This window comes from Corynebacterium casei LMG S-19264, assembly GCF_000550785.1.
GTDB classification, from domain to species: domain Bacteria; phylum Actinomycetota; class Actinomycetes; order Mycobacteriales; family Mycobacteriaceae; genus Corynebacterium; species Corynebacterium casei.
In genome coordinates this window covers 1,641,591-1,667,463 of record NZ_CP004350.1, presented here as the reverse complement: position 1 = coordinate 1,667,463, position 25,873 = coordinate 1,641,591, and the positions used below count along the sequence as shown (strand labels likewise).

Here is a 25,873-nt window from a genome sequence, read left to right as displayed (position 1 = left end):
ACCATGGCTGTCCAAAAATCTTCTCGTAGTGCGCTTGTAATCGCTGGCCTTGGTTTTGGCGTCGCCTTGGGCGTTGCCGCTGGAACAATGGTGCTTGCGCCGAATATGGAGGGGACATCGGCAGCCGTTGCCAGTGATGATCCAATCCGTGAAGAACACCGTGCGCTGTTGCAGGAAAACAAGGAAATCCAGGCGCAGTCTGATTCCGCTGATTCTCTCATCAGTGGTTTGTCCGCGGACGCCTTGGCCGGCTCATTGGAAGGCCGTGATGTTTCAATCATTGCCACGGGTGATGCCGCTGAAGGCGATGTGGCAGGTGTTCGTAACATGCTCAATTCCGCTGGTGCGGTTGATTCCGGCACTATCACCATGACCAATGAGTTTTTGCACCCTGAGGGCGCGGACAAGATTAAGTCCATCGTTGCAAACGTTCTGCCAGCCGGTGCGGAGCTAGATGAGCAAGATCTTTCCGCTGGCCGCCACACCGGTCAAGCATTGGCCGCAGCGCTGTTGCGTGACCCTGAATCAGCCGAGCCAATGGCTTCCTCTGAAGACCGCGGCGCACTGTTGCAGGCACTGCGTGAGGCAGGCTTTTTGAACTATGAAGACGGCACCATATTGCCTGCGCAAGCGGTCGTCGTGGTGATGGGCCGTGGTGGCGACGAGTACTACCACGACAACCTGGTGGCCTTTGCAAACTCTCTGAATGAAGCTGGCACCTATGGCGTGCTCGCCGGAAGGCTACAGGCCGCTGGTGAAGGCGGGGTCATTGACACGTTGCGTACAGAGGCCGGCGGTGGCGAGGGTCCAAGCCCGGATGCCATCTCCACTGTGGACTCCATTAATCGAGACTTTGCGCAGCTAGCGGTTGCGCTCGCGGTAGTTGAGCAACTGGGCGACGGATCTGGTGCCTATGGTGCTAGCGAATCCGCGGACGCTGCCGCACCTCCACTTCCGGAAGGAGAGTAGAACTCATGGCACATGACTTTAAGGTGCTGTCCTCCGAGCTTTTGCTCGATGCCCCGATCGTCGCGGTGCGCCAGGACAAGCTGGCCATGCCCAATGATCAGGTTGCTTTCCGTGAAGTAATTGAGCACATGGGTGCTGTGGCTGTCGTTGCGGTTAATGAGAACAACGAAATTGCGATGGTCAATCAGTACCGACACAGCGTCAAGCGCCGCTTGTGGGAGATTCCCGCCGGGCTTTTGGACGTTCAGGGCGAGTCCGAAATTCTTGGTGCCCAACGCGAACTGGTAGAAGAAGCAGGACTAGAGGCCGCCGAATGGTCTGTTTTGACCGACTTGGTGACTTCGCCTGGTTTCTGCGAGGAATCAGCTCGTGTCTTTTTGGCACAGGACCTCACAGCAGTGGAACGCCCCGAGGCTTTTGGCGACGAAGAAGCAGACATGGATTTCGCCTGGGTGGACTTGGATGAAGCAGTAGCGAAAGTCCTGAGCGGTGAAATCAATAACTCCATCGCCGTGGCCGGAATTCTCGCCGCCAAGCAGGTACTTAGTGGAAACGGCCAAGCTCGTGAGGTTTCTGCGCCTTTTGAACTGCGCCCAACCTCGATTGCTTCGCGCCGTCAGGGTCCTGACCTGAAGAAGCAATAGATGTCTTCTTCAACTATCTCGGGTGCTTCTGGTGCCGCCGGGCATTCCGGTAACTCCGGAATCTCCGGCATCGCCGGCGGGACTGAGCCTGCACCGGAACTGGTAACACTCGCACAAGGGTGGTTGGACCACCTCGCGGTGGAAAAGGGATCTTCACCCAATACCGTCAGCAATTACCGCCGGGATCTGAAGCGTTATGTTCATTGGCTCGCTGCCGCAGGAGTAACGTCTCTGCGTGATGTAACCACGCAACATCTTGAGGCTTATGTCGCGGACCTTCGCCGCGGGTGGGAGGGACAGAAGCCGCTATCGGGGGCATCGACAAGCCGTGCTCTTATCGTTGCCCGCGGGCTTCACAAGTTTGCGTTGTCTGAGGGCGACATCAATGTTGATGTCGCTGCCGATGTCGCACCACCAAGTCCGGCGAAGCACCTACCGGATACGTTAACTGTTGAAGAAGTCACGGCACTCATTGATGCCGTTCCGACGGGGGAGTATGCCACGGCGGTAGATATTCGGGATAAAGCGCTGTTGGAAATGCTCTATGGCACTGGTGCGCGTATCTCCGAGCTGCTTGATCTGGTGGTAGATGATGTTGCTGATGGCCCAGATATTTTGACCGTGACCGGTAAAGGTTCCAAGCAGCGCCTGGTGCCGATGGGTTCTCATGCACGCAAAGCCATTGAGGACTACCTGGTTCGTTCGCGGCCGCAGATGAGCCGCGGCAAAACACATGCGCTGTTTCTCAACACGTTGGGCAAGCCTCTGTCACGGCAAAGCGCTTGGGCTGTCATCCAGCAAGCCGTTGAGCGCGCCAAGGTTGGCAAGAAAGTGTCCCCGCACACATTAAGGCACTCTTTTGCTACCCATTTGCTGCAGGGCGGCGCCGATGTGCGTACTGTGCAGGAGTTATTGGGGCACTCTTCAGTAACGACCACGCAGATCTACACACATGTTACTGCGGATTCCCTGCGAGAAGTCTGGAGAGTTGCTCACCCTCGCGCTTAAATCTGGAAATATGCATGCCAGTTCCAGTACCGTGATTTTCGTGCCTGTGCGCGCATTCCGCGTGCACTAATATTTCTCTTCAATCCTTTGTGTGCTGAGTTTGCGCGTTTCATTGTCTTGAATCGCGTGAGTACAGCACCGAATATGGGTTGAATGATGTCTTGTACGTCTTATGAAAGGACGACTGTTCACGTGAATTCCTCACGCAACCATGCCCTTGGCCACAGTCTTGCTAGTGCTAGTGTCACTAGCACTACTGCGACACCACTTGCTGGCTTTATTGCTAGCCGACAATTTGCTGCATCAGTCGCGGCTGCATGCATTCTGGGCCTCGGCGCTTCAGCTGGCGCTGTTGCGGCCGCCCCGGCAGCACACGCATTGCCAGGAGGTATGTCAGTAGAGGATGCACGCGCGGCAATCTCTGCTCCGATTTCAGTTCCAGCAGGACAAACCACCACGGTTAGTTTGCCCGTGGCAGCAAACGCGTCCTATTCCGGCGACGGCTGGTCCGTCTCCACCTCCGGCAGTACCGTGACCATTACCGCGCCGCCTGAGGGCGGCCAGATTTCTATCCCTGTTACTGCCCAAGGCCAGTCCACGACCATCACTTTGGTAGCAGAAGGCGGCGCAAGCGGCGGTAACACCTCCGGTGGTGGCACTGCTGGTGGCGATACTCCAGTTGGCAGCGATGGCAACGGCGGCGGTACCGGAGGCGGTGCGACTGGCTCAGGTGCTACCGATAACGGAAGGACCCCTGGTTCTGATGGCGGAGGTAGCACTGACGGTTCTGCTGGCGCCGGTGGCCAGGGCGCTAACGGTGCAGGAGGCTCAGGCGATGAGAACACCGGCACTGGTGATGTCTCCGGAAGCCAGAATGCGTCCTTGCCAGCCGTGCCAGGGGATAAGCCGGAGCGTCAGGCGGCAGAACAGCTAGATGAATCTACCGCTGAGCGCATCGATCTGGAGTCCACCATCGAGGGCAACACCATCACTGCACAGTTGGGTCTGCGCCAGGCGCTAGATTTTTACAATCAGTTCGGCAACTTGGACCAGGAGCAGTTCACCCTGCGCTACGTCGATGCTGATGGCAACATCATCCAAGACATCAAGCGCGATATTGATGCGGCTAGCCGTACCTTGACCTTGACCTATCCGGAAGGCCAAGCACCAGATAATCCGTTCTACATGCAGCTAGTGCGCAACGATGGCACTGGCATTGAAGTCATTGTCAGCCTGACTGACCCGAACTACCAGCGCGCTGGTGAGGAAGCTCAAAATGCATCAGCTACGAGCACTTCCAGCGATGATGAAGGCTCAAACCTGTTGGCCAACGGGGTCATTGGCCTGGGCATTGTGATCCTCTTGATCATCATTGGCTTCATCATCCGCAAGGTGAGCAATCGCCGTAAGCAACATCAGTACGAGTACTAAGCAAGTGGCTAAACAGAGTAATAGGTTATCGGCATCGAAACCACGCTAGATTGACGATCCGGCGCTAGATTGACCTAAGTTAATCTAGCCTGAAGCGTTGACCTACGGGCGACGATGTGCCTTGTAGGATAGACGAGTAAGCTGTATCTCAGTGTTAAATGACAGCCGTGTAATTTCGTGTTCGAAGTGCGGGTTGAGCGTTGGTAGGGAAGTAGGGAGTAAAACGTGAGCAACGAGGGACTCTTTCACGCAGGCGAACCTGAAGTTGGTCTAACAGGCAGGGAGCTGCGCACTATCCCACAGCCACCAGCACTGGAAAAGAATGGTCCAGCGACCATCATCTCAATGTGCAACCAAAAAGGTGGCGTGGGCAAGACCACCTCAACCATCAATATGGGTGCTTGCTTGGCCGATTATGGCCGCAAGGTGCTTTTGGTGGACTTGGACCCGCAGGGCGCACTGTCCGCAGGTTTAGGCCTGGGCCATGATGAAATTGAAGACACCATCTATGACGTGATGCTTGATAGCCAGGTGTCTATTCACTCCGCTATCGTGCACACCGGCGTACCTGGTCTGGATTTGGTTCCTGCCAACATTGACTTGTCGGCCGCTGAGATTCAGATGGTCAATGAGGTCGGCCGTGAGCACACGCTGGCGCGTGCGCTGCGCCCAGTAATGAAGGACTATGACTTCATCATCATTGACTGCCAGCCGTCCCTTGGTCTTTTGACCGTCAACGCGTTGGCGTGTTCTCACGGCGTCATCATTCCTATGGAATGTGAGTTCTTCTCGCTTCGCGGACTGGCTTTGTTGACTGACACGGTGGAGAAGGTTGCTGAGCGCATCAACTTTGACTTGGAAGTCATTGGCATTCTGGTCACTATGTTTGACCGCCGCACCAAGCATGCACGCGAAGTGATGTCGCGCGTTGTTGAATACTTTGATGAGAAAGTCTTTGACACCGTCATTACCCGCACCGTGCGTTTCCCAGAGACTTCCGTGGCTGGAGAACCCATCACCACCTGGGCGCCGTCGTCGCAGGCAGCGAAGCAATACCGTGACTTGGCTGCTGAGGTCATTGAGCGCACCAAGCGCTAGATGCAGGTGTAGATGGCTCATCAACCAATAGATGAAGCAGTGCAGCCGGAGATTCCAGGCTTTCGCATTGCGCTGGCCAACTTTGAGGGCCCGTTTGACCTGCTGCTGCAGCTGATTCAAAGCAAGAAGCTGGATGTCACTGACGTTGCTTTGTCGGAAGTCACTGATGAATTCGTGGCTTATACTCGCGGGCTTGGCCAAACCGCTGACCTGGATGAGATCACGGAATTTCTCGTCGTTGCAGCAACCCTTCTGGACTTGAAGGCAGCACGTCTGTTGCCACGCGGTGAGGTCGATGATCTGGATGACCTCGAACTTCTAGAATCCCGTGACCTTTTGTTCGCACGCCTTTTGCAGTACCGCGCCTACAAACAAGTCGCAGACCAGTTTGCGCAGTGGCAGCGTGAGGCGCGCAGAGCTTACCCGCGTGCAGTCGGCGTGGAAGAGCAGTTCGCATCGTTATTGCCACCGGTCAAGCTGGGGCACACCCCGGCGAGTTTCGCGGAGTTGGCCGCTGGTGTCTTTCGCCCCAAGCCGCCCGAGGAAGTTGGGATTGGACACATCCACCAAGTGGCCGTGTCCGTGCCGGAACAAGCCGGCAAGATCATGGATACGCTCAAGCTGCTTGGCGCGGACAAGTGGTTGAGCTTTAATGCGCTTACGCGGGATTGCACGCTGTCGATGCATGTGGTTGGCCGTTTCTTGGCGCTGCTGGAGCTTTACAAAGCTAAGGCCGTAGAAACCGAACAAGAAGAACAGCTTGGACCCCTAAACGTGTCCTGGACTGGTTTGGACGTCGATCCAGCTGTTGTGGCTGCGGCGAACTGGGATTAAGGAGAAGCTATGAATCCGAATGAGATGACGGCCGATGAGATGCCGTTTATCAGCCAGTTGCGCTCCCAGATTGAGTCAATTCTTCTTGTCATCGATAGCCCGGCTACATCGGCAAGCATTGCTCGCGCGGTTGAATCAACCGTCGAAGAAGTTGAAGCCCTACTCGAAGAAATCCGCACCGAACTGGACATGCGCGGCTCTGGCATTGAGCTGCGCACATGTGAAGAAGGTTGGCGCTATTTCACACGCCGTGACAATGCCGACGCCGTGGAGCAATTCATGTTGGATGGCACCCAAACAAGGCTCTCCCGTGCAGCACTAGAAACTCTAGCCGTGGTGGCGTACCGACAACCGTGTACCCGCGCTCAGGTCGCTGCGGTGCGTGGAGTCAACGTCGATGGCGTGATGCGCACACTGACCTTGCGCGGTCTGGTGCGCGAAATCGAGGACGGGGAGTTCGAAGGCCCCGGCATCCGTTATGAAACAACGGCGCTGTTTCTGGAACTGTTGGGCATTGACTCCTTGGAGCGTCTTCCTGATTTGGCACCTCTTTTGCCCGACGTCGACATGATCGATGAAGAATATTAGAGATTTTGCTGTAGGCTCGTTGGCAGGAGTAAGATCTCCCAAGCGCAATTTAAACAATTTAAGAGAAAAGGACACGATCGACGTGACCCCACCCGCTCGCCGAGACGGCACACCGGAAAAGAAAAAGCGTGACAGCGACATGCTGATCTCCAACGCTAAACCGGCCCGTCGTCAAAACGTCAAGCGCTCCCAGCGCGAAAAGAAAGCCACCGCCCAGTCCATCGCTAATGACTTGGGCGCTGATTGGCTCTACGAGGACTCCAAGTCCACCCAAAACCCCAGCACCGAAGGCGAACGCCTGCAAAAGGTCCTAGCCAAGGCAGGCGTAGCATCACGCCGCCACGCGGAAGTACTCATTGAAGCAGGCCGCGTTGAAGTCAACGGTGAAGTTGTTAAGCGCCAAGGCGTGCGCGTGAACCCAAACGTGGACATCATCCGCGTGGACGGTGTGCGCGTCAACGTCAATGAAGAGCACGAGTACTTCATCCTGAACAAGCCTCGTGGCATGCAGTCCACCATGCAAGATGACATGGGCCGTCCATGCGTGGGCGACATGGTTTCGGAGAAGGTCGCATCCGGCCAGCGCCTGTTCCACGTCGGCCGCCTTGACGCTGATACTGAGGGCTTGCTCATCCTCACCAACGACGGTGAGTTGGCAAACCGCCTGATGCACCCGAAGTACGAGGTGTCCAAGACCTACCTGGCCACCGTGTTGGGTGAGGCAGACAACCGTCTGATCCGTACTCTGAAAGAGGGCATTGAGCTCGACGACGGCAAGGCCAAGGCTGACTTTGTTCAGGTTGTGGACAAGAACCAGGGCATGTCGCTTATCCGCTTGGAGCTGCACGAAGGCCGCAAGCACATTGTTCGCCGCATGCTCAAGGCCGCCGGCTACCCAGTACAGCGCCTGGTGCGCACCAAAATCCACACCGTGCAGTTGGGCGATATGAAGCCCGGCGGTATCCGTGCGTTGAACTCTGCTGAGCTCACCAGCTTGTACAAGGTAGTGGGGATGTAAATGGTTTCTAATCTTCCTAATGGCGGCCTCATTCTGGCTGTTGACGGACCATCCGGAACCGGAAAGTCCACCACGTGCCGTGCGTTGGCGAAACAGCTGGACGCAAAATACATCGATACTGGCGCTATGTACCGCGTGGCCACCTTGGCTGTGCTGCGTGCGGGGGTCGATCCACAAGACACTCAGGCTGTCATCGCGGCGACTGCGAATTTGCCTTTGACTGTGTCCAATGACCCGGATTCCACGGAAGTCATCCTCAATGGAGAGGATGTGTCCAAGGAAATCCGTGAGGATGAGGTCACCCGCAACGTCTCTGCTGTCTCTGCCATCCCGGAGGTGCGCACGAACTTGGTGCAGTTGCAGCGCAAGCTTGCCGATGAATCGCACCGCGCCATCGTTGAAGGCCGCGACATCGGCACAGTAGTGTTGGTTGATTCCCCGGCTAAGGCCTTTATGACCGCCTCCGCTCAGGTACGTGCCCAGCGCCGATACGACCAGAATGTAGCTGCTGGTATCCCAGCTGAATTCGACACCGTATTGGCCGACGTGGAGCGCCGCGATGCGGCAGATTCTTCACGCGCAACCTCACCTCTTCGCCCAGCAGATGACGCTGTTGTGGTGGATACTTCTGAAATGAGCCTTGAAGAAGTGCTCGACGCCCTCATTACTATTGTCAAGGAGTCTGCTGATGAGCGATAAGAATTCTGAGAAAGACACTGAGTTCCACTACCCAGCGGGCAAGTTCGACGAAGAACTCGTTGAAGCGCCGCACGGTGGTTGGGCGTCGGATGACTTCAATGAAGAAGAGTTCGACTTTGAGTTTGATGATTCCAACTTTGATGACTCTGAGTTCGGCGAAGCCGATTACGGAGATGGCTATGACGAAGAGGGCGTTCCAACCGGCGTTGCTGGTGAAGAGCTGAGCGAAGAAGAGTGGGCGCAGATTGAGCGCGCCTTCGGCGTTGCCGGACCTTCCCACACCGAAGAGTCCCTGTGCACCGTTGCCATTGTGGGCCGTCCAAACGTGGGCAAGTCCTCCTTGGTCAACCGATTCCTGGGCCGCCGTGAAGCAGTTGTGGAAGACCACCCGGGCGTTACCCGTGACCGTATTTCTTACATCGGTGACTGGAACGGCCAGCGCTTCTTCGTCCAGGATACCGGCGGCTGGGACCCGAATGCCAAGGGCATTCACGGTGCTATTGCACGCCAGGCTGAAGTAGCCATGGAAACTGCGGACGTCATTGTCTTCGTGGTGGACACCAAGGTGGGTATCACTGAGACTGACTCCGTGATGGCACGCATGCTGCAGCGTTCTGAGGTTCCAGTCATTTTGGTATCCAACAAGTTCGACTCGGACAACATGTACGCTGACATGGCTGAGTTTTACGCGCTGGGCTTGGGCGATCCATGGCCAGTCTCCGCCCAGCATGGCCGCGGTGGCGCGGACGTGTTGGATGAGGTACTGCGCTTGTTCCCGGAGGAACCACGCAACCCATCTATTACTGAAGGTCCACGCCGTGTGGCGCTGGTGGGTAAGCCAAACGTGGGCAAGTCCTCTTTGTTGAACAAGTTCACTGGTGAGCAGCGCGCTGTTGTTGACAACGTTGCTGGTACCACCGTGGATCCGGTTGACTCTTTGGTGCAGCTGGATCAGAAGCTGTGGCGCTTTGTTGACACAGCTGGTCTGCGCAAGAAGGTCAAGAATGCCCAGGGCCATGAGTACTATGCATCCCTGCGTACCCGCGGCGTCATTGATGCGGCCGAGGTGTGCGTCATGCTTATCGATGCCTCCGAGGAGATCTCTGAACAGGACCAGCGCGTGTTGAACATGGTGCTTGAAGCCGGCAAGGCTTTGGTCATTGCGTTCAACAAGTGGGACCTGATGGATGAGGACCGCCGCTACTACCTGGACCGCGAAATGGACCAACAGTTGGCGCACCTTCCATGGGTAACCCGCATCAATATCTCTGCTGAGACTGGCCGCTCACTGCAGCGCTTGGAGCCAGCGATGATTGCTGCTCTGGAGAGCTGGGACCAGCGTGTTACCACTGGTCAGCTCAACAACTGGATGCGTGATGCGATTGCCGCTAACCCACCTCCAATGAAGAACAACCGCCTGCCACGCGTTCTATTCGCTACCCAGGCTGGTACACAGCCACCAACCATCGTGCTGTTTACCACCGGCTTTTTGGATGCTGGCTACCGCCGCTACCTGGAGCGCAAGTTCCGTGAGAAGTTCGGCTTCCACGGCACCCCAGTACGCATTGCCGTTCGTGTTCGCGAACGCCGCAGCCGCACCAAGCGCTAGGTAAAAGATCTTTGGATCTCATAAGGCGGTTATCTCCCACAACTTTAAGTGGAGTGATAGCCGCCTTTTGTTTTGGGCATGCAGAAGCGGCTAAGTCGCCTGCGCATTAGCCGATGTGCTTTTAGATTAGGTTCACTGCCCCTAAGCGAATGTTGGTGTGGTCGTTGTCGATGAGTTTTCCGGAAGGGGACCGGTATCTAACTTTTCCTCGGTGTCGATCAACCCTTCCGCGAGGACGTGGCCCGTTCGGTTTCTTTCGCCGCTTCTTCCTTCGCCGCCTGGGGTCATCATCATTTACGCCATTGTGATATGCACATAGAGTTGTCAGATTTGATGGTTCGGTTTGCCCGCCATCGCTATGTGCGTGGATGTGGTGGACTTGGCATCTATCGGCTGGAACGTTGCAACCTGGCCAAGGACACACCAGATTTTCCGCCTTGGCGAGGATTCGCTGCTTATAGGAGGCGAACCGTGCTTCGTACAAGTTGACTGGACCTGCCGTCGGATGAAATAGGCCGGCCATAGTGTTTGACCCCAACTCACCAGCGATGGCAGCAGAAACTAGCTCTGCGCCTGTCATGGTGGTGCCATCGGAAAGTCCGATGACCACGTCATCACCTTCCCCGCGCAAAATCTTCATTGAGTCTTTAAGCCCAATGGCAATCACGGTTTGATACGCGGGTGTTAGCGTTCCTCCGCCGGATTCTAGAAGCGTCCACAACCCCTTAAGCAGGGATTGCCTGCGTTCGCCGTCAATATTGTGGTCTTTGATGACCGCATCCAGGGTCTTTTCAAAGTCAGTAAGTCGGCGCTGCTCATCGGTAATTGTCATCGTACGCATCCCATCTTTAGCACGTGAGATGCGTATTCCTGGTGTGCGCGAGCTGGCACCGTTGATGCTTTGCACCCTCTCGAGGCCGGCCCTATTAACTTCTTCGTAGCTTCCAGGCATGGCAACGAGTTCTGCGCGAAGTCTCCATGCAGCGCCACGAGTTTTCAACTTCCGAGCATGGCGATTAATCTTAGCGAGGTGATCTATCGAATGTTCCATGCGAACAGCCTGCTCGACGGTTTTCTGCTGCAGCCGTGGGGAATCGGCATGCCCGAGGAAGCCCTCGGCTGCGCGGACGTAACCACGAGCACGGTCAAGTGGTATCCCCAGACCTGCTAGGTGGAACTTATCCACCTCAATTATCTCTCGCAGCAACGCCACCCCGTTGCGCGAGAGATATTCCAAAGCCTTTAACGTGTTCATGCCTCATACGCTAAACAAGTACGTCAAAGGTGCAAAGGATAAGCAAATAGCTATCCACATTTCCGTGATGACGTATCACTCAACATTGAGGGTTACCCACAAAGCCCAGTTCGCGCATGTCTGAGATTAAGGGTTGATTGAGCTTTTTGCCAGGCAGTGCGGAACGGATTAGTCGATTGAAACAGCATCCCGCACGCGCAACATTCCAAGCGGCATAGAGGTGTCCGATGGGTAGCTCATTTGCTCAGGCGTTGAGGTGATGGTGATGTGCTGGCCTACATATGGCATCCACTTGCTGTGCTCGATGGGCTTATCACTGTTGTATGGATGGAGGACAACCTGAGTCATCGTCGCTGTACGGTGCGAATTTGCTGGGGTTTGAGCAGTGACTTCCTGAGGTGAATCCAAGGTTAGGATGATGTGTTCTTGGTCTAGTGGTTCGCCATTTGCAGGCCCCTCGGAAAAGTCGGCATTGGTCATGATGACGACCTCACCAGAGAAGCGGTAAGTACCATCGGCGGGGGCTACTTCTGCCTCAGTTTCCGTGTTGGCTGTTCCATACGGAGTAATTTCTTCTACCCCAGGGGCGGCCCCGCCAGCGCCCTGAACTATGTTAAAGCCTTCTGGTTCCGTGGTGTCGTACCAGACGATTGGTTGATGGTCGTCTGCAGGGGTTTTGATGTTGAACTTGACTTGGTTTTCAACATTCTTGAGTGTACTGCCAGCTATGTGGAATAGGGAGCTGTATGCTTCCGTCCGTAATGAGTGATAATCAACTTGGTATAAACCTTCGCCTGCTTTGGAAGCCCAAACCCTTGATCGGCCGCCTCCTGCACCTGCGGCGCCATCGATCAGCACGTCATCAGTTTGCACTGCGGTTTCAGAACCTGAGTCGTAGGAGAAAACGAGCACTGGGGAGTATTCCATTCCGTTAACTCGCACTAACAGTTCTGGAGTATTGTCTGATGTTGCTTCCACGAGCGCATACTGGTAACCACCACGGGGTTCATACTGCGCTGCCGGGTTTACTGGGTAATCCTCGGGGTTCGCAATTACCACACGATAAGCATTCAACGCGGCGGCTTCAACCGAGGATGCTTCATCTTCACTTGGTTCTTCGGAAGTTGTGTCCTCTGGCTGTGCTGAGGTCGTAATCGTCGTGGTAATGGTCGTGCGCGGGGCGTCCTCTCCAGGCGCAAAATCACACCCAGCGAGCAGTAGGGAAAAGGCGGCGACAAGGGAGAGTAGCCTGCGGGATTGGGGCATAGGGAATCCTTAGGGGAACAAATGAATGAATCAAAAGTATTCTATATTAGACATTCTGAATTTGTTCTAACTGGGGAGTCCTCCCCACACCCAAGTCGTATCCACATGGGCGGTACGGAAATCTAAGGTATTCGAGTAGCGCCTATTCGGATTCTGAGCGAGGCTCCCAGAGATGTTCACGGCCCAGCTCGTGAGCCAAAGCTTTATCGATGGTTGGATAGCGGAAGTGATGCCTATGGTTATAGAGTACTTCCGGAATAACTCGCTGGTCGGCGAGTGCGAGCTCGCGTGCTCCCTCTTTGCCAAGCAAGAGAGCTGGGCCAAATGTCGGAATTGGGATGACGGAAGGGCGTTTCATCTCAGTTCCGATGGCTTGAGCCAAACCTCGGTTGAGTAGGGGGTTTGGTCCGACGGCATTCACAGCACCGTGGATTTTCTTATCGAAGATGGCGTGGATGAACACGTCCGTTAGATCATCGGCGCCGATCCAGGAAAGCCAGAAATCGCCATCGCCAAAGGTGCCGCCCAACCCAGTGGAAAACAGTGCCTTGAACAGCGGAAGAACACCAGAGTTTCCCGAAATCACCACGCCTGTGCGCATGGTGACAACGCGCTTGCCGGCGTCCTGAGCTGGCGCGGTGGCTGCTTCCCATTCGACGCAGACATCCGCCAAGAAGCCGTCACCGGGTTCTGAACTCTCAGTCAGAACCTCTTCACCACGGTCATTGCCGTAATAGCCAATCGCAGACGCTGACACCATTGCGGTGACCGAATCTGATTCGGCGACTAATTCGGCAAGCTTACGCGTAGGGCCCACGCGGGAATCGCGAATGTCCTTCTTGTGGGAGTCATTGAAACGTCCGAAGATGGGCTCGCCTGCTAAGTGGACAAGGACATCCACACCGTCGAGAAGGTCTGGGGCCGGCGCGATGGGATTCCAGTGGCGCTGCCCAGGCTTGGTTTTCCCACGTACTAATTGGATGACGTCGTGGCCAGCTAGCGACAGCTGCGATGTGAGAAGGCGTCCCACCGCGCCGCGGGAACCGGTCATCGCGACCTTGAGTGGGCGAGTTGCACCATAGATTGATGTCCCGTCCTCAACCCCGTTGATGTGGCCTAAGGCTTTGAGGCGATTGAGAAGCGACATGTCTTCGATGAGCTGGTGCTGGCGATATGCGAACATGGACTCCAACACGGCATGTGGCAGGCGAGTATCCACCGTATCGGTGACCAAAGTGCCGTCGGGGTGATCCTCAAAGTGATGGTCATGGCGCCAATTAGCTAGCACACGCATTGGGGCATTGATACAGACATCCGAAAAGGCATAACCTTTGCGATATCGCGATAAATCATGCCGCGATGTCCACCTTAGGCCGGCGGGGAAGCCTAGGATCGTGGTGCCATCGGAAAGCTTATCTGCCTGCTGCAACGGAGTCATTGGCACAAATGGCGGGGTTAGCCGCGCCAACGCGCCTTTGCGCGAGTGCCATTCCCACACCTGTTCCCGGGGTGCTGGAACAACGTGCGTTGCAGAAAAACTCATGCAGGAAACGCTCCTTTAAATATGTATCAAGCACAAGGCGAAACTGGCCTCATATCATCTCTATAGCTTAGCCATTTAGATGCTTGAGCGGAGCTAACCACCGCCGGGGATTTCTGAGACAAGACAAAGTATCACCCAACCCGGGGGAACAAGGGGTAGAAAGTAGCGCGGTTGGGTACTGTCAGTGCTAGGGTTGGTGCAGCTGTAGAAACTACGGTCACCATATTTCTGTGAACACATCCTTTAAGGACCGCACTGTGAGGCGGGGAAGGAGGTCACGATGAGTGGAACCACTGTACCCAACGGCGGGCACGAAGCTAATGCTGCGCAGACGAATGTCACGCAGACAGAATTGCTAACTGCCAGCGACGTTGAACGTACAACGGCTCGCATCGCGCACCAGATTATTGAAAAGACAGCTCTGGATTCCCCAGACGCTGCGCGAGTAATTCTTTTGGGCATCCCTTCGGGCGGCGTGCCCCTTGCACACCGACTTGCAAACAAGATTGAAGAGTTTGCCGGTGTTGAAATCCCTTGCGGATCCCTAGATATCACGTTGTATCGCGATGATTTGCGTAATAAACCCCACCGCGCACTGCAACCAACGTCCATCCCAACTGGCGGCATTGATAATGCCATTGTCATTTTGGTTGATGATGTTCTCTATTCCGGCCGCACCATTCGCGCTGCACTTGATGCGCTTAGCGATATTGGACGCCCAGAATCCATCCAATTAGCAGTCCTCGTGGACCGTGGCCACCGCCAGGTCCCAATCCGTGCTGACTATGTGGGTAAGAACGTCCCAACCGCACGGGACGAAGACATTGATGTCCTTATTAGCGATATTGACGGCCGCGACGCGGTGGTCTTGAGCCGCGGCATCACTTCCACGCAGTAAGGAGACTTAGTGAAACATCTATTAAGCATCGCTGACCTCAACAAACATGAGATCCTCGGCCTGCTCGATGAAGCAGACAAATTCCGCGAAGCACTTGAGGGCAGGGAAGTAAAGAAGCTTCCAACCCTGCGCGGTCGCACCATTTACACCTTGTTCTATGAGAACTCGACCCGCACCCGCGCCTCTTTTGAGACGGCCGGCAAGTGGATGTCTGCTGACGTTATCAACTTGTCTGCCTCTTCCTCTTCCGTAAAGAAGGGTGAGTCTTTGCGTGACACCGCTTTGACACTGTCTTCTCTGGGCGCGGATTCCATCATCATCCGCCACCCGTCCTCGGGCGCGGCGCAGCAGGTTGCAAACTGGGTGGCTCCAGGCGGCGACGGTCCTTCCGTAATTAACGCCGGCGATGGTTCCCACCAACACCCGACCCAAGCGCTTTTGGACGCAGTAACTATGCGTCAGCGTTTGGGTATTTCTTCAGGCGACTTCGGTGGCCTGAAGGTCAAGATTGTGGGCGATTGCCTGCATTCGCGCGTGGTGCGTTCCAACGTTGACCTGCTGACAAGTTTGGGTGCGGAAGTTACCCTGGTGGCGCCTCCAACTTTGCTGCCTTTCGGGGTGGAGACTTGGCCGGTAAAAACTTCTGTCGATTTCGACACTGAGGTCCAAGACGCTGATGTGGTCATGATGCTGCGTGTTCAGGCAGAGCGCATGAACGGTGGCTTTTTCCCATCGCACCGCGAGTACGCAACCTTGTTTGGTCTGTCCAAGCAACGTGCCGCAATGATGAAGAAAGATGCCATCATCATGCACCCAGGGCCAATGCTGCGTGGCATGGAAATCAACTATGCCGTCGCCGACCTTGACCGCACTGCTATCTTGCAGCAGGTCAACAACGGTGTGCATCTGCGCATGGCAGTCTTGTTCACGCTCATCGCTGGCGGGGCTGAAGCCGTCGGTGTTTAAGCCGGTATCTAGAAAACAGTAGGAGATTTACCTGTGACTCATTATCCAGAAACCGGCCGACAAGCCCCAGCGGCCGCCGCGACCACGCTGCTTACCAACGTTCGCCCTTATGGCGAAGGTGAGCCGGTCAACGTTTTAATTCAAAACGGTGAAATCACCGCTATCGGTGCATCCGCTGGTGCCGATGGGGACATCGCTATTGACCGCATCATTGATGGCGCAGCCCGTGTGCTTCTACCAGGCCTGGTTGATATGCACGTGCACTTGCGTGAGCCCGGCCGCGAAGATACTGAAACCATTGAAACTGGTTCCAAGGCTGCAGCCAAGGGCGGATTCACCGCCGTATTTACTATGGCGAATACCTCACCAGTGATGGACCAGCCAGTTATCGCTGAGTCCGTATGGGCAAAGGCGCAGGGTTTGGGCATCTGCGATGTCCACCCAGTTGGCTCCATCACCAAGGGACTTGAAGGCAAAGACCTTACCGAGTTTGGTATGATGGCGCGCTCCGATGCCAAGGTTCGTATGTTCTCCGATGACGGCAAGTGCGTGGAAAACCCACAGCTGATGCGCCGGGCATTGGAATACGCCAAGGGCTTGGATGTGCTGCTGGCTCAGCACGCTGAGGAACCTCGTTTGACCGAAGGTGCTGTTGCACACGAGGGAGCGACAGCAGCGCAGCTTGGTCTGCGCGGCTGGCCACGCGTGGCTGAAGAATCCATCGTTGCGCGTGACGCATTGCTTGCTCGTGACTACGGCAACCGCGTGCATATCTGCCATGCATCGACCACCGGCACCGTTGAACTACTCAAGTGGGCCAAGGGTCAGGACATTCCTTTGACCGCTGAGGTCACCCCGCACCACTTGCTGCTTACTGATGACAAGCTGCGCACCTACGACGGTGTGTTCCGCGTGAACCCGCCACTGCGTGAAGAGCATGACACGTTGGCACTGCGCCAGGCATTGCTCGATGGCGTCATCGATGTTGTCGCCACTGACCACGCTCCGCACGGATCGGAAGATAAGTGCGTTGAGTTCGACAACGCTAAGCCCGGCATGCTGGGTCTGGAAAGTTCCCTGGCTGTCATCGTCAAGCTCTTTGTGGAACCTGGCCTGGCTGACTGGCGCTTTGTTGCTCGCGTGATGAGTGAGCGTCCAGCGGAAATCACCCGCCTTCCTGACCATGGCCGACCAATCGAGGTAGGCGAGCCAGCCAACCTCACCCTGGTTGACCCAGAAGCACAGTGGGTATCGGATAAAACCCTGCTGGAATCCAAGAGCGAGAACAATCCATACGAAGGTATTGAGTTCGGTGCACGCGTGACTCACACCCTGCTGCGCGGGCACGTCACCTACCAACTTGATGCGCAAGATAACTAGACAGCTCAATATGCAGTCCTCTTAAATTATGCAGCAGACCAGCTCATTGAAGCCAACTTTTTAAGGCTGAGTGCTGGATGGACGCAAGGGGACGAACAGTAATATAATGCAAAACAGTGAATTATTTACACTCAAATTGAAAGGCACACTCCTGTGACGAACACTTCACAACCTGCCATCCTGGTGCTCGCAGACGGCCGTAGCTTCCGTGGCTTCGGCTTCGGCGCAACCGGCACCACCTTGGGTGAGGCGGTATTTACCACCGCCATGACCGGCTACCAAGAGACCATGACGGACCCGTCCTACCACCGCCAGATTGTGGTCACGACCGCGCCACAGATTGGCAACACCGGCTGGAACGATGAGGACAATGAGTCCAGCGGCGGCAATATCTGGGTTGCCGGCCTGGTTATCCGCAACCTGTCCCACCGCGTCTCCAACTGGCGCGCACAGCGCAGCCTGCAAGAAGAAATGGAATCCCAGGGCATCATCGGTATTCAGGGTGTAGACACCCGCTCGCTGGTGCGTCACCTGCGTGACCAGGGTTCTGTCGCCGCAGGCATTTTCTCCGGTGAGGCAGCAAAGCGCCCAGTGGAAGAACTCGTTGAAGAAGTCAACGCCCAGGAATCCATGGCTGGCGCGGACCTTTCCACCGAGGTTTCAACTGATGAGGTCTACACCATCCCAGTTGAAGGGGAGAAGAAGTACACCGTCGTCGCATATGACATGGGCATTAAAATGTCCACCCCGAACCACTTTGCCAAGCGCGGCATTGAAACCATCGTGGTTCCAGCAGGTACTCCTTTCGAAGAAATTAAGCAGTACAACCCAGACGGCGTGTTCGTCTCCAACGGCCCTGGTGACCCAGCAACCGCGGATGAAGCAGTAGCGATTGTGCGCGATGTTCTGAAGGAAGAGGTTCCTTTCTTCGGCATCTGCTTCGGCAACCAGATTCTGGGCCGCGCACTTGGTCTGGACACCTTCAAGATGAAGTTCGGCCACCGCGGCATCAACGTTCCGGTAAAGAACCACGTCACCGGCAAGATTGACATCACCTCCCAGAACCACGGCTTCGCGCTGGCTATGCCAACGGAGAACCCTGGCGAGGAATTCGATACCGATTTCGGCGCAGCAAAGGTCACCCACACCTGCCTGAATGACGGCGCAGTTGAGGGCGTAGCGCTCTCTAACGGCCTGGCATACTCCGTGCAGTACCACCCTGAGTCTGCCGCTGGTCCACATGATGCAAACCCACTGTTTGACCAGTTCATTGACCTCATGTCCAACCACTCGCCAAACAACAAGTAACCCAGACCAGGAAAGGTAAGAAAGAAAACCATGCCAAAGCGCAACGATATTAACCACGTCCTGGTCATCGGCTCCGGCCCAATTGTTATTGGCCAGGCCTGTGAGTTCGACTACTCAGGTACCCAGGCGTGCCGCGTCCTCAAAGAAGAAGGACTGCGCGTCACCCTGATCAACTCCAACCCGGCAACAATCATGACCGACCCGGAGTTCGCAGACCACACCTATGTTGAGCCAATCGAGCCAGCATTCATCGAAGAAATCGTGATCAAGGAACGCGAAGAAGGCCACCCAATCGACGCCGTGCTGGCAACCCTTGGTGGTCAGACTGCACTAAACGCAGCTATCCAGCTGGACCGTGCAGGCATCTTGGACAAGCACGGCATTGAGCTTATCGGCGCTGACATCGACGCCATCGAGCGCGGCGAAGACCGTCAGAAGTTCAAGGACATCGTGGAATCCATCGGCGGCGAATCCGCACGTTCCGCGGTCTGCCACAACATGGAAGAAGTCCACGCAGCCGTCGCAGAGCTTGGCCTGCCAGTAGTGGTCCGCCCATCATTTACCATGGGTGGTCTTGGCTCCGGTTTGGCGTACACCAATGAAGACCTCGAGCGCATCGCTGGTGGCGGTCTTGCCGCATCCCCAGAAGCCAACGTTTTGATTGAAGAATCCATCTTGGGCTGGAAAGAATTCGAGCTCGAGCTCATGCGCGATGGCGATGACAACGTTGTTGTGATTGCATCCATCGAAAACGTCGACGCACTCGGCGTGCACACCGGCGACTCAGTCACCGTGGCTCCAGCACTGACCCTGACCGACCGCGAGTACCAGAACATGCGCGACCTGGGGATTGACATCATCCGCGAGGTTGGCGTTGACACCGGCGGTTGTAACATCCAGTTCGCAGTGCACCCAGACAACGGCCGCATCATCGTCATTGAGATGAACCCACGCGTGTCCCGTTCCTCCGCTCTGGCTTCCAAGGCAACCGGCTTCCCAATCGCGAAGCTTGCTGCCAAGCTGGCTATTGGCTACACCCTGGATGAAGTCACCAACGACATCACCGGCGTCACCCCAGCGGCCTTCGAGCCCACCCTGGACTACGTCATTGTCAAGGCTCCACGCTTTGCCTTTGAGAAGTTCGTCGGTGCAGATGACACCCTGACCACCACCATGAAGTCGGTGGGTGAAGCCATGGGTATTGGCCGCAACTACATTGCTGGCCTCAACAAGGTCATGCGTTCTTTGGAAGCAAAGCAAGAGGGCTTCTGGACTCGTCCGGACGAGTACTTCGCAGAAGAGCGCGCTACTGACGTCAACGCCGTGTTGGATGACTTGCGTCGTCCAACCGAAGGCCGTCTTTACGACGTTGAGCTGGCACTGCGTCTTGGCGCATCCATCGAGCAGGTCTTTGAAGCATCCCAGATTGACCCATGGTTCCTGGCTGAACTGCAGGCACTGGTTGATTTCCGCACCAAGCTCATCGACGCACCAGTCCTGGACGCTGACCTTCTGCGTGAAGCTAAGTACATGGGCTTATCCGATAAGCAGATTGCCGCACTTCGTTCCGAGTTTGCTGGTGAAGACGGCGTTCGTGCCCTTCGCTGGTCCCTGGGTATTCGTCCTGTCTACAAGACCGTTGACACCTGTGCCGGTGAGTTTGAGGCACAGACCCCATACCACTACTCAGCATATGAGCTGGACCCAGAAGCAGAGTCTGAGATTGCACCACAGACCGAGCGTGAAAAGGTCATCATCTTGGGCTCCGGTCCAAACCGCATTGGTCAAGGTATTGAGTTTGACTACTCCTGTGTTCACGCAGCGCTCGAGTTGTCTGAGCAGGGCTATGAGACCGTCATGGTCAACTGCAACCCAGAGACCGTTTCCACCGACTATGACACCGCAGATCGTTTGTACTTCGAGCCACTGACGTTCGAAGACGTCATGGAAATCTACAACGCTGAATCCGAGTCCGGCACCGTTGCCGGCGTCATCGTTCAGCTAGGCGGCCAGACCCCACTGGGCTTGGCACAGCGCCTGTCTGATGCCGGTGTCCCTGTCGTTGGTACCACTCCTGAGGCCATCAACATGGCTGAAGACCGCGGCGAATTCGGCAAAGTTCTGGCTAAGGCTGAACTGCCAGCACCAGAATTCGGTACCGCTACCTCTTATGAGGAAGCACGCGCGGTTGCCAACAACATTGGCTACCCAGTGCTGGTACGTCCTTCCTACGTCTTGGGCGGCCGCGGCATGGAAATTGTCTACGACGAAGCATCGCTGGAGTCCTACATCGAGCGTGCAACCGAGCTGACTGATGACCACCCAGTCTTGGTTGACCGCTTCTTGGATGGCGCGATTGAGATTGACGTTGATGCACTGTGCGACGGCACTGACGTGTACTTGGGCGGCGTCATGGAGCACATCGAGGAAGCCGGTATTCACTCCGGTGACTCTTCTTGCTCCTTGCCACCAATGACCCTTGGACCAGAGGACATTGAAAAGGTCCGCCACGCTACCAAGGAATTGGCAGCAGGTATCGGCGTCAAGGGCCTGATGAACGTGCAATATGGCCTGAAGGACAACCAGCTCTACGTCATTGAGGCAAACCCACGTGCATCACGTACCGTGCCATTCGTATCGAAGGCAACCGGCGTGCAGCTGGCCAAGGCAGCATCGCGCGTCATGATGGGTTCCACCATTGCGGAGCTTAAGGCAGAGGGCATGTTGCCTTCCAACTATGACGGTGGTTCCTTGCCACTGGAGCACCCAATCGCGGTGAAGGAAGCAGTCTTGCCATTCAACCGCTTCCGCAGCGCGGACGGTTCCATGCTGGACACCATCTTGAGCCCGGAAATGAAGTCCACCGGTGAGGTCATGGGCCTGGCTGAGAACTTCGGTGCTGCTTACTACAAGGCGCTGATTGCTGGCTTTATGAAGATGCCAAAGGAAGGCTCCATCTTCGTATCCGTTGCAAACCGCGACAAGCGTAACTTGACCTTCCCAATCCAGCGCCTAGCCGATATGGGATACAAGATCTTCGCAACCACCGGTACCGCATCCATCCTGCGCCGCAACGGCATTGAGTGCGAGACTGTGAAGAAGTCCTCTGAAATCCGCAACGGTGCCGAAGGTCGCTCTGTTGTGGACCTGATTCTGGACCGCGAGATTGACCTGGTCATCAACACACCGGATTCCACTTCCGGTGCACGCTTCGATGGCTACGAGATTCGCAGCGCGGCCCTTGAGGTCGACATCCCACAGATCACCACCGTGCAGGGCGTTACCGCAGGCGTTCAGGCGCTTGAGGCACTGCGCAAGGGTGACTTCAAGGTCCGTGCACTTCAGGAGCTTCAGCATGCCCCAGCAGACAACTAATCAAACACTGAGCAGCGAGTCTGAAAACCTCGGCTTTGGTCAGCGGCTGGTAGCAGCTGGCCAGGTCCGCGGCCGGTTGTGCGTCGGCATAGACCCTCATCCTTATCTGCTGAAGCAGTGGGGTCTAGAAGACAACGTCGATGGTCTACGTCGCTTCAGTGAGGCGTGCGTGGAAGCATTTGCGGATTCTGCGGCGTTGGTCAAGCCACAGGTGGCTTTCTACGAGCGCTTTGGCTCCCAAGGCTTTGCTGTACTCGAGGAGACTCTGGCGAGTCTGCGTGAGGCAGGTTGTTTGACTGTGGCCGATGCTAAGCGCGGCGATATTGGTTCGACGATGGCTGGCTATGCCGATGCCTGGTTAGGGGAGAGCTCTCCCTTGCAGGCGGATGCGGTAACGGTCTCGCCATACCTTGGTGTCGCCGCCTTGCAGTCGGTCTTCGACGTGGCGGCAAAGAATGGACGCGGTGTGTTTGTTCTCGCAGCGACTTCGAACCCGGAGGCAATCCAGCTGCAGAGCTTCACCGATGGTTCCCAGACCGTTTCGCAGCACGTGGTGGATATCTGTGCTGCCTTCAACGCGGAGCTTGGCGCAGTTGAAGGCGTGGGTGAAGGCGCAGGTGAAGAAGCAGTGCCGGGTGACATCGGCGTTGTAGTCGGTGCAACGTTAGAGAATCCACCAGAGCTTTCACAGCTCAATGGGCCCGTGTTGTTGCCAGGTGTGGGCGCGCAGGGAGCTTCGGCTGCCGATGTCGCGCGGATTACGCAGGTGAGGCCCGAACTGGGCTTTGCCAACGTCTCACGCGCTGTTCTGGCCGTTGGTCCGCAGGTCGCTGACTTGCGTGCTGCAGTGAAGGAGACAGCAAGCGAATTCTTCGACGGAGGACTCATTTAGGCAGCTCAATCTAGGGTCAGACTAGACAAAATCTGACAAACTTTATGCTGGCAGCTTCTTTTGAAGGACCGGGTAAGAAATTGACAGGAACTCTTCCTGCAATTGCCCGTAAATTCTGAAGGAGTGCCAGCATAAAGCCTATTTTGGGCCATTTCCGTGTCTAAATTTACACGTGAGGCTATGAGCTGGTAGTTTGATCTGCGTAGTGCGGTGACGTGCTTAAATAGCCGTTCTAATCTGTTGCGTTATCTACCTTGGTAACGTTGCAGTGCTAGGATTGCCTGAAGTCGGAGCACAACGAGAAGTAGAATTCTGAGTTAGGCTTTCGAGTTCCGGTAATTTAGTACTGGATCAATTAATCAACCAATGAATCGGAGGAAACCCGTGGCCCTTCCAAAACTGACTGATGAGCAACGCAAGCAAGCTCTCGCCAAGGCCGCTGAGGCTCGCAAGGCTCGCGCTGAACTGAAGGCATCCCTCAAGCGCGGTGACACCACCTTGAAGGACGTTCTCGAAAAGGCAGAAACCGATGAGATTATCGGCAAGACCAAGGTCTCTGCACTCCTCGAGGCCCTTCCAAAGGTTGGCAAGGTCAAGGCTCGTGAGATCATGGAAGACCTCGAAATCGCTCAGACCCGTCGTCTGCGTGGCTTGGGCGACCGTCAGCGTCGTGCCCTTCTGGAGCGTTTCGGCTTTTCCGAGTAAACGTTGATGAACAGCGCTAATCACCGCGGACGCCTTGTCGTACTGGCAGGGCCCTCCGCTGTTGGTAAATCCACGGTGGTAGCGCGCTTGCGTCAAGACGTAGACAGGCTCTACTTCAGCGTGTCCATGACGACACGCGGCCCACGTCCGGGTGAACAGGACGGGGTGGACTACTTCTTTGTTAGTCCGGAAGAATTCCAGCGTCGCATCGACGCCGGTGAAATGCTCGAATGGGCAGATATCCATGGCGGTTTGCAGCGTTCCGGTACGCCAGCAGCACCAGTCAATGAAGCTTTAGAAGCTTCAAGGCCGGTGCTGGTTGAGGTGGACTTGGAAGGCGCTCGCAACGTCAAGAAATCCTTGCCAGAAGCGGAACTGGTATTCCTAGCTCCGCCTTCATGGGAGATCTTGGTAGACCGCCTCACCGGCCGTGGAACGGAACCTCAGGATGTTATTGAGCGCAGGCTTGATACCGCGCGTGAGGAGCTGGCTTGCCAGTCTGAGTTCGACCACGTGATTGTCAATGATGACCTGGATGACGCAGTTGCGGCCATCACTGCTATCCTGCAAGGATAAGCATTAACCAAACATTAATAAGCAACTTCTAGAAAAGGTGCATGTGACCAACGTGACCACCCCTGCTAATTCTGAGATCAAACCAGAACCAGTATTTGATACGCCGATTGGTATTACCTCTCCGCCGATCGATGAACTGTTGGAGAAGGTTTCGTCGAAGTACGCACTCGTGATCTTCGCTGCCAAGCGCGCGCGTCAGATCAACAGCTACTACCAAGAGCAGGACGAAGGCGTATTCGAGTTCGTCGGCCCACTGGTAACCCCAGAAGCAGGCGAGAAGCCTTTGTCCATCGCATTGCGCGAGATTGAGGCTGGCTTGCTTGACCACGAGGAAGGCATCGAGTCTTAATCCTCGTCCGGATTCACGCAGTTAATCCCCAAAGTGCTCCCTGAGCGTTCAGACTGAGAAATCAGTTGTGAACCTTCAGGGAGCACTTTTGTGCGCTGGGGGCGTTAAATGCACCTCGTCGACACCGTGGGAGAGAGGATTGTTGTTTCGCGGTAGTATTGCCCTCTATGAGTGAAAATGCGGCACAGGCACAATCTTCCCCTCAGCAACCACGCAATATCGTCGTCGGAGTCTCCGGCGGAATCGCAGCATATAAGGCAGCGCACCTGGTGCGTAACTTTAAAGAACATGGTGATGATGTTCGGGTCGTGCCTACTCAGGCCGCATTAAACTTTGTTGGCGCCGCAACCTTTGAGGCACTTTCTGGCAATCCTGTATCTACCACTGTCTTTGATGCCGTGGATGAAGTCCAGCATGTCAACATCGGCCAGCACGCGGATGCTGTTGTGATTGCCCCAGCAACCGCAGATGTTATTGCGCGGATTGCGGCAGGCCGTTCTGATGATTTGCTCACCGCAACCGTGCTGGTGGCAACCTGTCCTGTCATTGTCGTGCCAGCGATGCACACGGAGATGTGGTTCAATCCGGCCACCCAGGACAATGTGGCTACGCTGCGCCGCCGCGGGATTACCGTCATGGAGCCAGCACACGGTCGTTTGACTGGCAAGGACACTGGTCCGGGACGTTTGCCAGAGGCAGAACAGATTGCGGAACTGGTGCGCACGCGTTTGGCTTTTGGTGAGCTTCCTTATGACTGGCGGGGCCTTAGCGTCCTGATTTCAGCCGGTGGAACGCAGGAGAACCTGGACCCAGTGCGGTTCATCGGTAATCGCTCATCGGGCCGTCAGGGCTTTGCGTTGGCGGAACTAGCTGCCCAACGCGGCGCGATGGTGACCATCGTCGCGGGTGATACTGATGACCTGATCACACCTTCAGGCGCAGAAGTGGTCAAGATCGTGTCCACGCAGGATTTGAAGAATGAAATGGACACACGCGCACCAGAGGCAGACATCGTCATTATGTCGGCGGCGGTATCTGACTACCGCCCGGTCAACGTGGCAAGCTCAAAGATGAAAAAGGGCAGTGATGATAGCGCGCTGTCCACGCTGGAGATGACTGAGAACCCAGATATCTTGAAGGGCCTTGTCGCAGCGCGGAAAGGTGGCCTGATTCCGGCATCTACCACCATTGTTGGATTCGCGGCAGAGACCGGGGATGAAGAGTCCACGGCGCTGGAATTCGCACAGGCAAAATTTGAGCGCAAGGGCTGTGACGTGCTCATGGCCAATGATGTTTCAGCAGGAAAGGTCTTCGGGCAAAAAGATAATGAAGGCTGGATTTTGACCAAGGAGCTGGAGCCACGCACCGTTGCGCGCGGCAGCAAGCAAGTGGTGGCCGCGCAGATTTTGGATGTTGTGAATGAAATTCGTCATGAAAAGTAGGGCAACATTGCCCCTCTAGA

The 25,873-nt window shown here is 55.8% G+C and carries 23 protein-coding genes; 20 read left to right on the top strand and 3 right to left on the bottom strand.

The features are described 5' to 3' along the window. The first annotated feature begins 3 nt into the window (after positions 1–3). The 10 genes from CCASEI_RS07665 to der all read left to right on the top strand — a co-directional run bounded on the left by CCASEI_RS07665 (position 4) and on the right by der (position 9,898). Positions 4–969 (top strand): copper transporter, encoded by a 966-nt coding sequence (locus CCASEI_RS07665; protein WP_006821592.1) that lies wholly within the window; start codon positions 4–6, stop codon positions 967–969. A gap of 5 nt (positions 970–974) precedes the next feature. Beyond that, a complete protein-coding gene (locus tag CCASEI_RS07660; protein ID WP_006821593.1) occupies positions 975–1,613 on the top strand; it encodes an NUDIX domain-containing protein in 639 nt (212 codons plus the stop codon). After that, positions 1,614–2,621 (top strand): site-specific tyrosine recombinase XerD, encoded by a 1,008-nt coding sequence (gene xerD, locus CCASEI_RS07655; protein ID WP_006821594.1) that lies wholly within the window; start codon positions 1,614–1,616, stop codon positions 2,619–2,621. Between the two features lie 192 nt (positions 2,622–2,813). Next, on the top strand, positions 2,814–4,052 hold the full coding sequence (locus CCASEI_RS07650; protein WP_038574534.1) for a hypothetical protein: 1,239 nt from the start codon (positions 2,814–2,816) through the stop codon (positions 4,050–4,052). A 225-nt stretch (positions 4,053–4,277) separates the two neighbouring features. Beyond that, entirely contained in the window at positions 4,278–5,150 is an 873-nt protein-coding gene (locus CCASEI_RS07645; RefSeq protein ID WP_006821596.1) for a ParA family protein, read from the top strand. 12 nt (positions 5,151–5,162) lie between these two features. Then, positions 5,163–5,984: a segregation and condensation protein A gene (locus CCASEI_RS07640; protein WP_006821597.1), complete on the top strand. Its 822-nt coding sequence runs from the start codon at positions 5,163–5,165 to the stop codon at positions 5,982–5,984. A 9-nt stretch (positions 5,985–5,993) separates the two neighbouring features. Next, positions 5,994–6,572 carry an SMC-Scp complex subunit ScpB gene (gene scpB, locus CCASEI_RS07635; RefSeq protein WP_025387586.1) on the top strand — a complete coding sequence of 193 codons (579 nt, stop codon included), beginning with the start codon at positions 5,994–5,996 and terminating at the stop codon, positions 6,570–6,572. Between the two features lie 82 nt (positions 6,573–6,654). Then, positions 6,655–7,590 (top strand): pseudouridine synthase, encoded by a 936-nt coding sequence (locus CCASEI_RS07630; protein ID WP_025387585.1) that lies wholly within the window; start codon positions 6,655–6,657, stop codon positions 7,588–7,590. Further along, positions 7,591–8,289 carry a (d)CMP kinase gene (gene cmk / locus CCASEI_RS07625; protein ID WP_006821600.1) on the top strand — a complete coding sequence of 233 codons (699 nt, stop codon included), beginning with the start codon at positions 7,591–7,593 and terminating at the stop codon, positions 8,287–8,289. Then, the gene (der, locus tag CCASEI_RS07620; protein ID WP_025387584.1) at positions 8,279–9,898 is read left to right on the top strand and encodes a ribosome biogenesis GTPase Der; all 1,620 of its coding nucleotides are present in this window, start codon (positions 8,279–8,281) and stop codon (positions 9,896–9,898) included. The genes cmk and der overlap by 11 nt, the downstream gene beginning before the upstream one ends. 121 nt (positions 9,899–10,019) lie before the next feature. On the opposite strand, the gene CCASEI_RS07615 is transcribed toward der, so the two are convergent. The 3 genes from CCASEI_RS07615 to CCASEI_RS07605 form a co-directional block, all read right to left on the bottom strand. Beyond that, positions 10,020–11,153, bottom strand: a complete 1,134-nt coding sequence (locus CCASEI_RS07615) for an HNH endonuclease signature motif containing protein (protein ID WP_025387583.1) — start codon at positions 11,151–11,153, stop codon at positions 10,020–10,022. A gap of 168 nt (positions 11,154–11,321) precedes the next feature. Beyond that, a complete protein-coding gene (locus tag CCASEI_RS07610) occupies positions 11,322–12,419 on the bottom strand; it encodes a hypothetical protein (RefSeq protein ID WP_025387582.1) in 1,098 nt (365 codons plus the stop codon). A gap of 142 nt (positions 12,420–12,561) precedes the next feature. Then, positions 12,562–13,962: a TIGR01777 family oxidoreductase gene (locus CCASEI_RS07605; protein ID WP_025387581.1), complete on the bottom strand. Its 1,401-nt coding sequence runs from the start codon at positions 13,960–13,962 to the stop codon at positions 12,562–12,564. A 280-nt stretch (positions 13,963–14,242) separates the two neighbouring features. Here CCASEI_RS07605 and pyrR point away from each other — a divergent pair, with 280 nt between their 5' ends. The 10 genes from pyrR to coaBC all read left to right on the top strand — a co-directional run bounded on the left by pyrR (position 14,243) and on the right by coaBC (position 25,853). Beyond that, a complete protein-coding gene (pyrR, locus tag CCASEI_RS07600; RefSeq protein WP_006821604.1) occupies positions 14,243–14,860 on the top strand; it encodes a bifunctional pyr operon transcriptional regulator/uracil phosphoribosyltransferase PyrR in 618 nt (205 codons plus the stop codon). 9 nt (positions 14,861–14,869) lie between these two features. Continuing rightward, entirely contained in the window at positions 14,870–15,826 is a 957-nt protein-coding gene (locus tag CCASEI_RS07595) for an aspartate carbamoyltransferase catalytic subunit (protein WP_006821605.1), read from the top strand. Positions 15,827–15,859: 33 nt separating this feature from the next. Further along, on the top strand, positions 15,860–17,206 hold the full coding sequence (locus tag CCASEI_RS07590) for a dihydroorotase (RefSeq protein ID WP_006821606.1): 1,347 nt from the start codon (positions 15,860–15,862) through the stop codon (positions 17,204–17,206). Positions 17,207–17,359: 153 nt separating this feature from the next. Then, positions 17,360–18,514 carry a glutamine-hydrolyzing carbamoyl-phosphate synthase small subunit gene (gene carA / locus CCASEI_RS07585; RefSeq protein WP_006821607.1) on the top strand — a complete coding sequence of 385 codons (1,155 nt, stop codon included), beginning with the start codon at positions 17,360–17,362 and terminating at the stop codon, positions 18,512–18,514. Between the two features lie 30 nt (positions 18,515–18,544). Then, positions 18,545–21,889 (top strand): carbamoyl-phosphate synthase large subunit, encoded by a 3,345-nt coding sequence (gene carB / locus CCASEI_RS07580; protein WP_006821608.1) that lies wholly within the window; start codon positions 18,545–18,547, stop codon positions 21,887–21,889. After that, positions 21,870–22,781 carry an orotidine-5'-phosphate decarboxylase gene (pyrF, locus tag CCASEI_RS07575; protein WP_006821609.1) on the top strand — a complete coding sequence of 304 codons (912 nt, stop codon included), beginning with the start codon at positions 21,870–21,872 and terminating at the stop codon, positions 22,779–22,781. The genes carB and pyrF overlap by 20 nt, the downstream gene beginning before the upstream one ends. A 384-nt stretch (positions 22,782–23,165) precedes the next feature. Next, the gene (gene mihF / locus CCASEI_RS07570) at positions 23,166–23,486 is read left to right on the top strand and encodes an integration host factor, actinobacterial type (protein ID WP_025387580.1); all 321 of its coding nucleotides are present in this window, start codon (positions 23,166–23,168) and stop codon (positions 23,484–23,486) included. Between the two features lie 6 nt (positions 23,487–23,492). Further along, entirely contained in the window at positions 23,493–24,062 is a 570-nt protein-coding gene (gene gmk, locus CCASEI_RS07565) for a guanylate kinase (RefSeq protein WP_006821611.1), read from the top strand. A gap of 43 nt (positions 24,063–24,105) precedes the next feature. After that, complete coding sequence (gene rpoZ / locus CCASEI_RS07560; protein ID WP_006821612.1) at positions 24,106–24,411, top strand: DNA-directed RNA polymerase subunit omega; 306 nt, start codon at positions 24,106–24,108, stop codon at positions 24,409–24,411. 167 nt (positions 24,412–24,578) lie between these two features. Continuing rightward, positions 24,579–25,853 (top strand): bifunctional phosphopantothenoylcysteine decarboxylase/phosphopantothenate--cysteine ligase CoaBC, encoded by a 1,275-nt coding sequence (gene coaBC / locus CCASEI_RS07555; protein WP_025387579.1) that lies wholly within the window; start codon positions 24,579–24,581, stop codon positions 25,851–25,853. Positions 25,854–25,873 lie beyond the last annotated feature (20 nt).

What these genes read in the sequence shown, in the direction of transcription:
- der (WP_025387584.1), top strand. Translation starts at nt 8,279, where the DNA reads ATGAGCGATAAGAATTCTGAGAAAGACACTGAGTTCCACTACCCAGCG.
- scpB (WP_025387586.1), top strand. Translation starts at nt 5,994, where the DNA reads ATGAATCCGAATGAGATGACGGCCGATGAGATGCCGTTTATCAGCCAG.
- cmk (WP_006821600.1), top strand. Translation starts at nt 7,591, where the DNA reads ATGGTTTCTAATCTTCCTAATGGCGGCCTCATTCTGGCTGTTGACGGA.
- carB (WP_006821608.1), top strand. Translation starts at nt 18,545, where the DNA reads ATGCCAAAGCGCAACGATATTAACCACGTCCTGGTCATCGGCTCCGGC.
- pyrR (WP_006821604.1), top strand. Translation starts at nt 14,243, where the DNA reads ATGAGTGGAACCACTGTACCCAACGGCGGGCACGAAGCTAATGCTGCG.
- coaBC (WP_025387579.1), top strand. Translation starts at nt 24,579, where the DNA reads ATGAGTGAAAATGCGGCACAGGCACAATCTTCCCCTCAGCAACCACGC.
- CCASEI_RS07665 (WP_006821592.1), top strand. Translation starts at nt 4, where the DNA reads ATGGCTGTCCAAAAATCTTCTCGTAGTGCGCTTGTAATCGCTGGCCTT.
- pyrF (WP_006821609.1), top strand. Translation starts at nt 21,870, where the DNA reads ATGCCCCAGCAGACAACTAATCAAACACTGAGCAGCGAGTCTGAAAAC.
- CCASEI_RS07605 (WP_025387581.1), bottom strand. Translation starts at nt 13,962, where the DNA reads ATGAGTTTTTCTGCAACGCACGTTGTTCCAGCACCCCGGGAACAGGTG.
- xerD (WP_006821594.1), top strand. Translation starts at nt 1,614, where the DNA reads ATGTCTTCTTCAACTATCTCGGGTGCTTCTGGTGCCGCCGGGCATTCC.
- gmk (WP_006821611.1), top strand. Translation starts at nt 23,493, where the DNA reads ATGAACAGCGCTAATCACCGCGGACGCCTTGTCGTACTGGCAGGGCCC.
- CCASEI_RS07640 (WP_006821597.1), top strand. Translation starts at nt 5,163, where the DNA reads ATGGCTCATCAACCAATAGATGAAGCAGTGCAGCCGGAGATTCCAGGC.
- CCASEI_RS07610 (WP_025387582.1), bottom strand. Translation starts at nt 12,419, where the DNA reads ATGCCCCAATCCCGCAGGCTACTCTCCCTTGTCGCCGCCTTTTCCCTA.
- CCASEI_RS07615 (WP_025387583.1), bottom strand. Translation starts at nt 11,153, where the DNA reads ATGAACACGTTAAAGGCTTTGGAATATCTCTCGCGCAACGGGGTGGCG.
- CCASEI_RS07660 (WP_006821593.1), top strand. Translation starts at nt 975, where the DNA reads ATGGCACATGACTTTAAGGTGCTGTCCTCCGAGCTTTTGCTCGATGCC.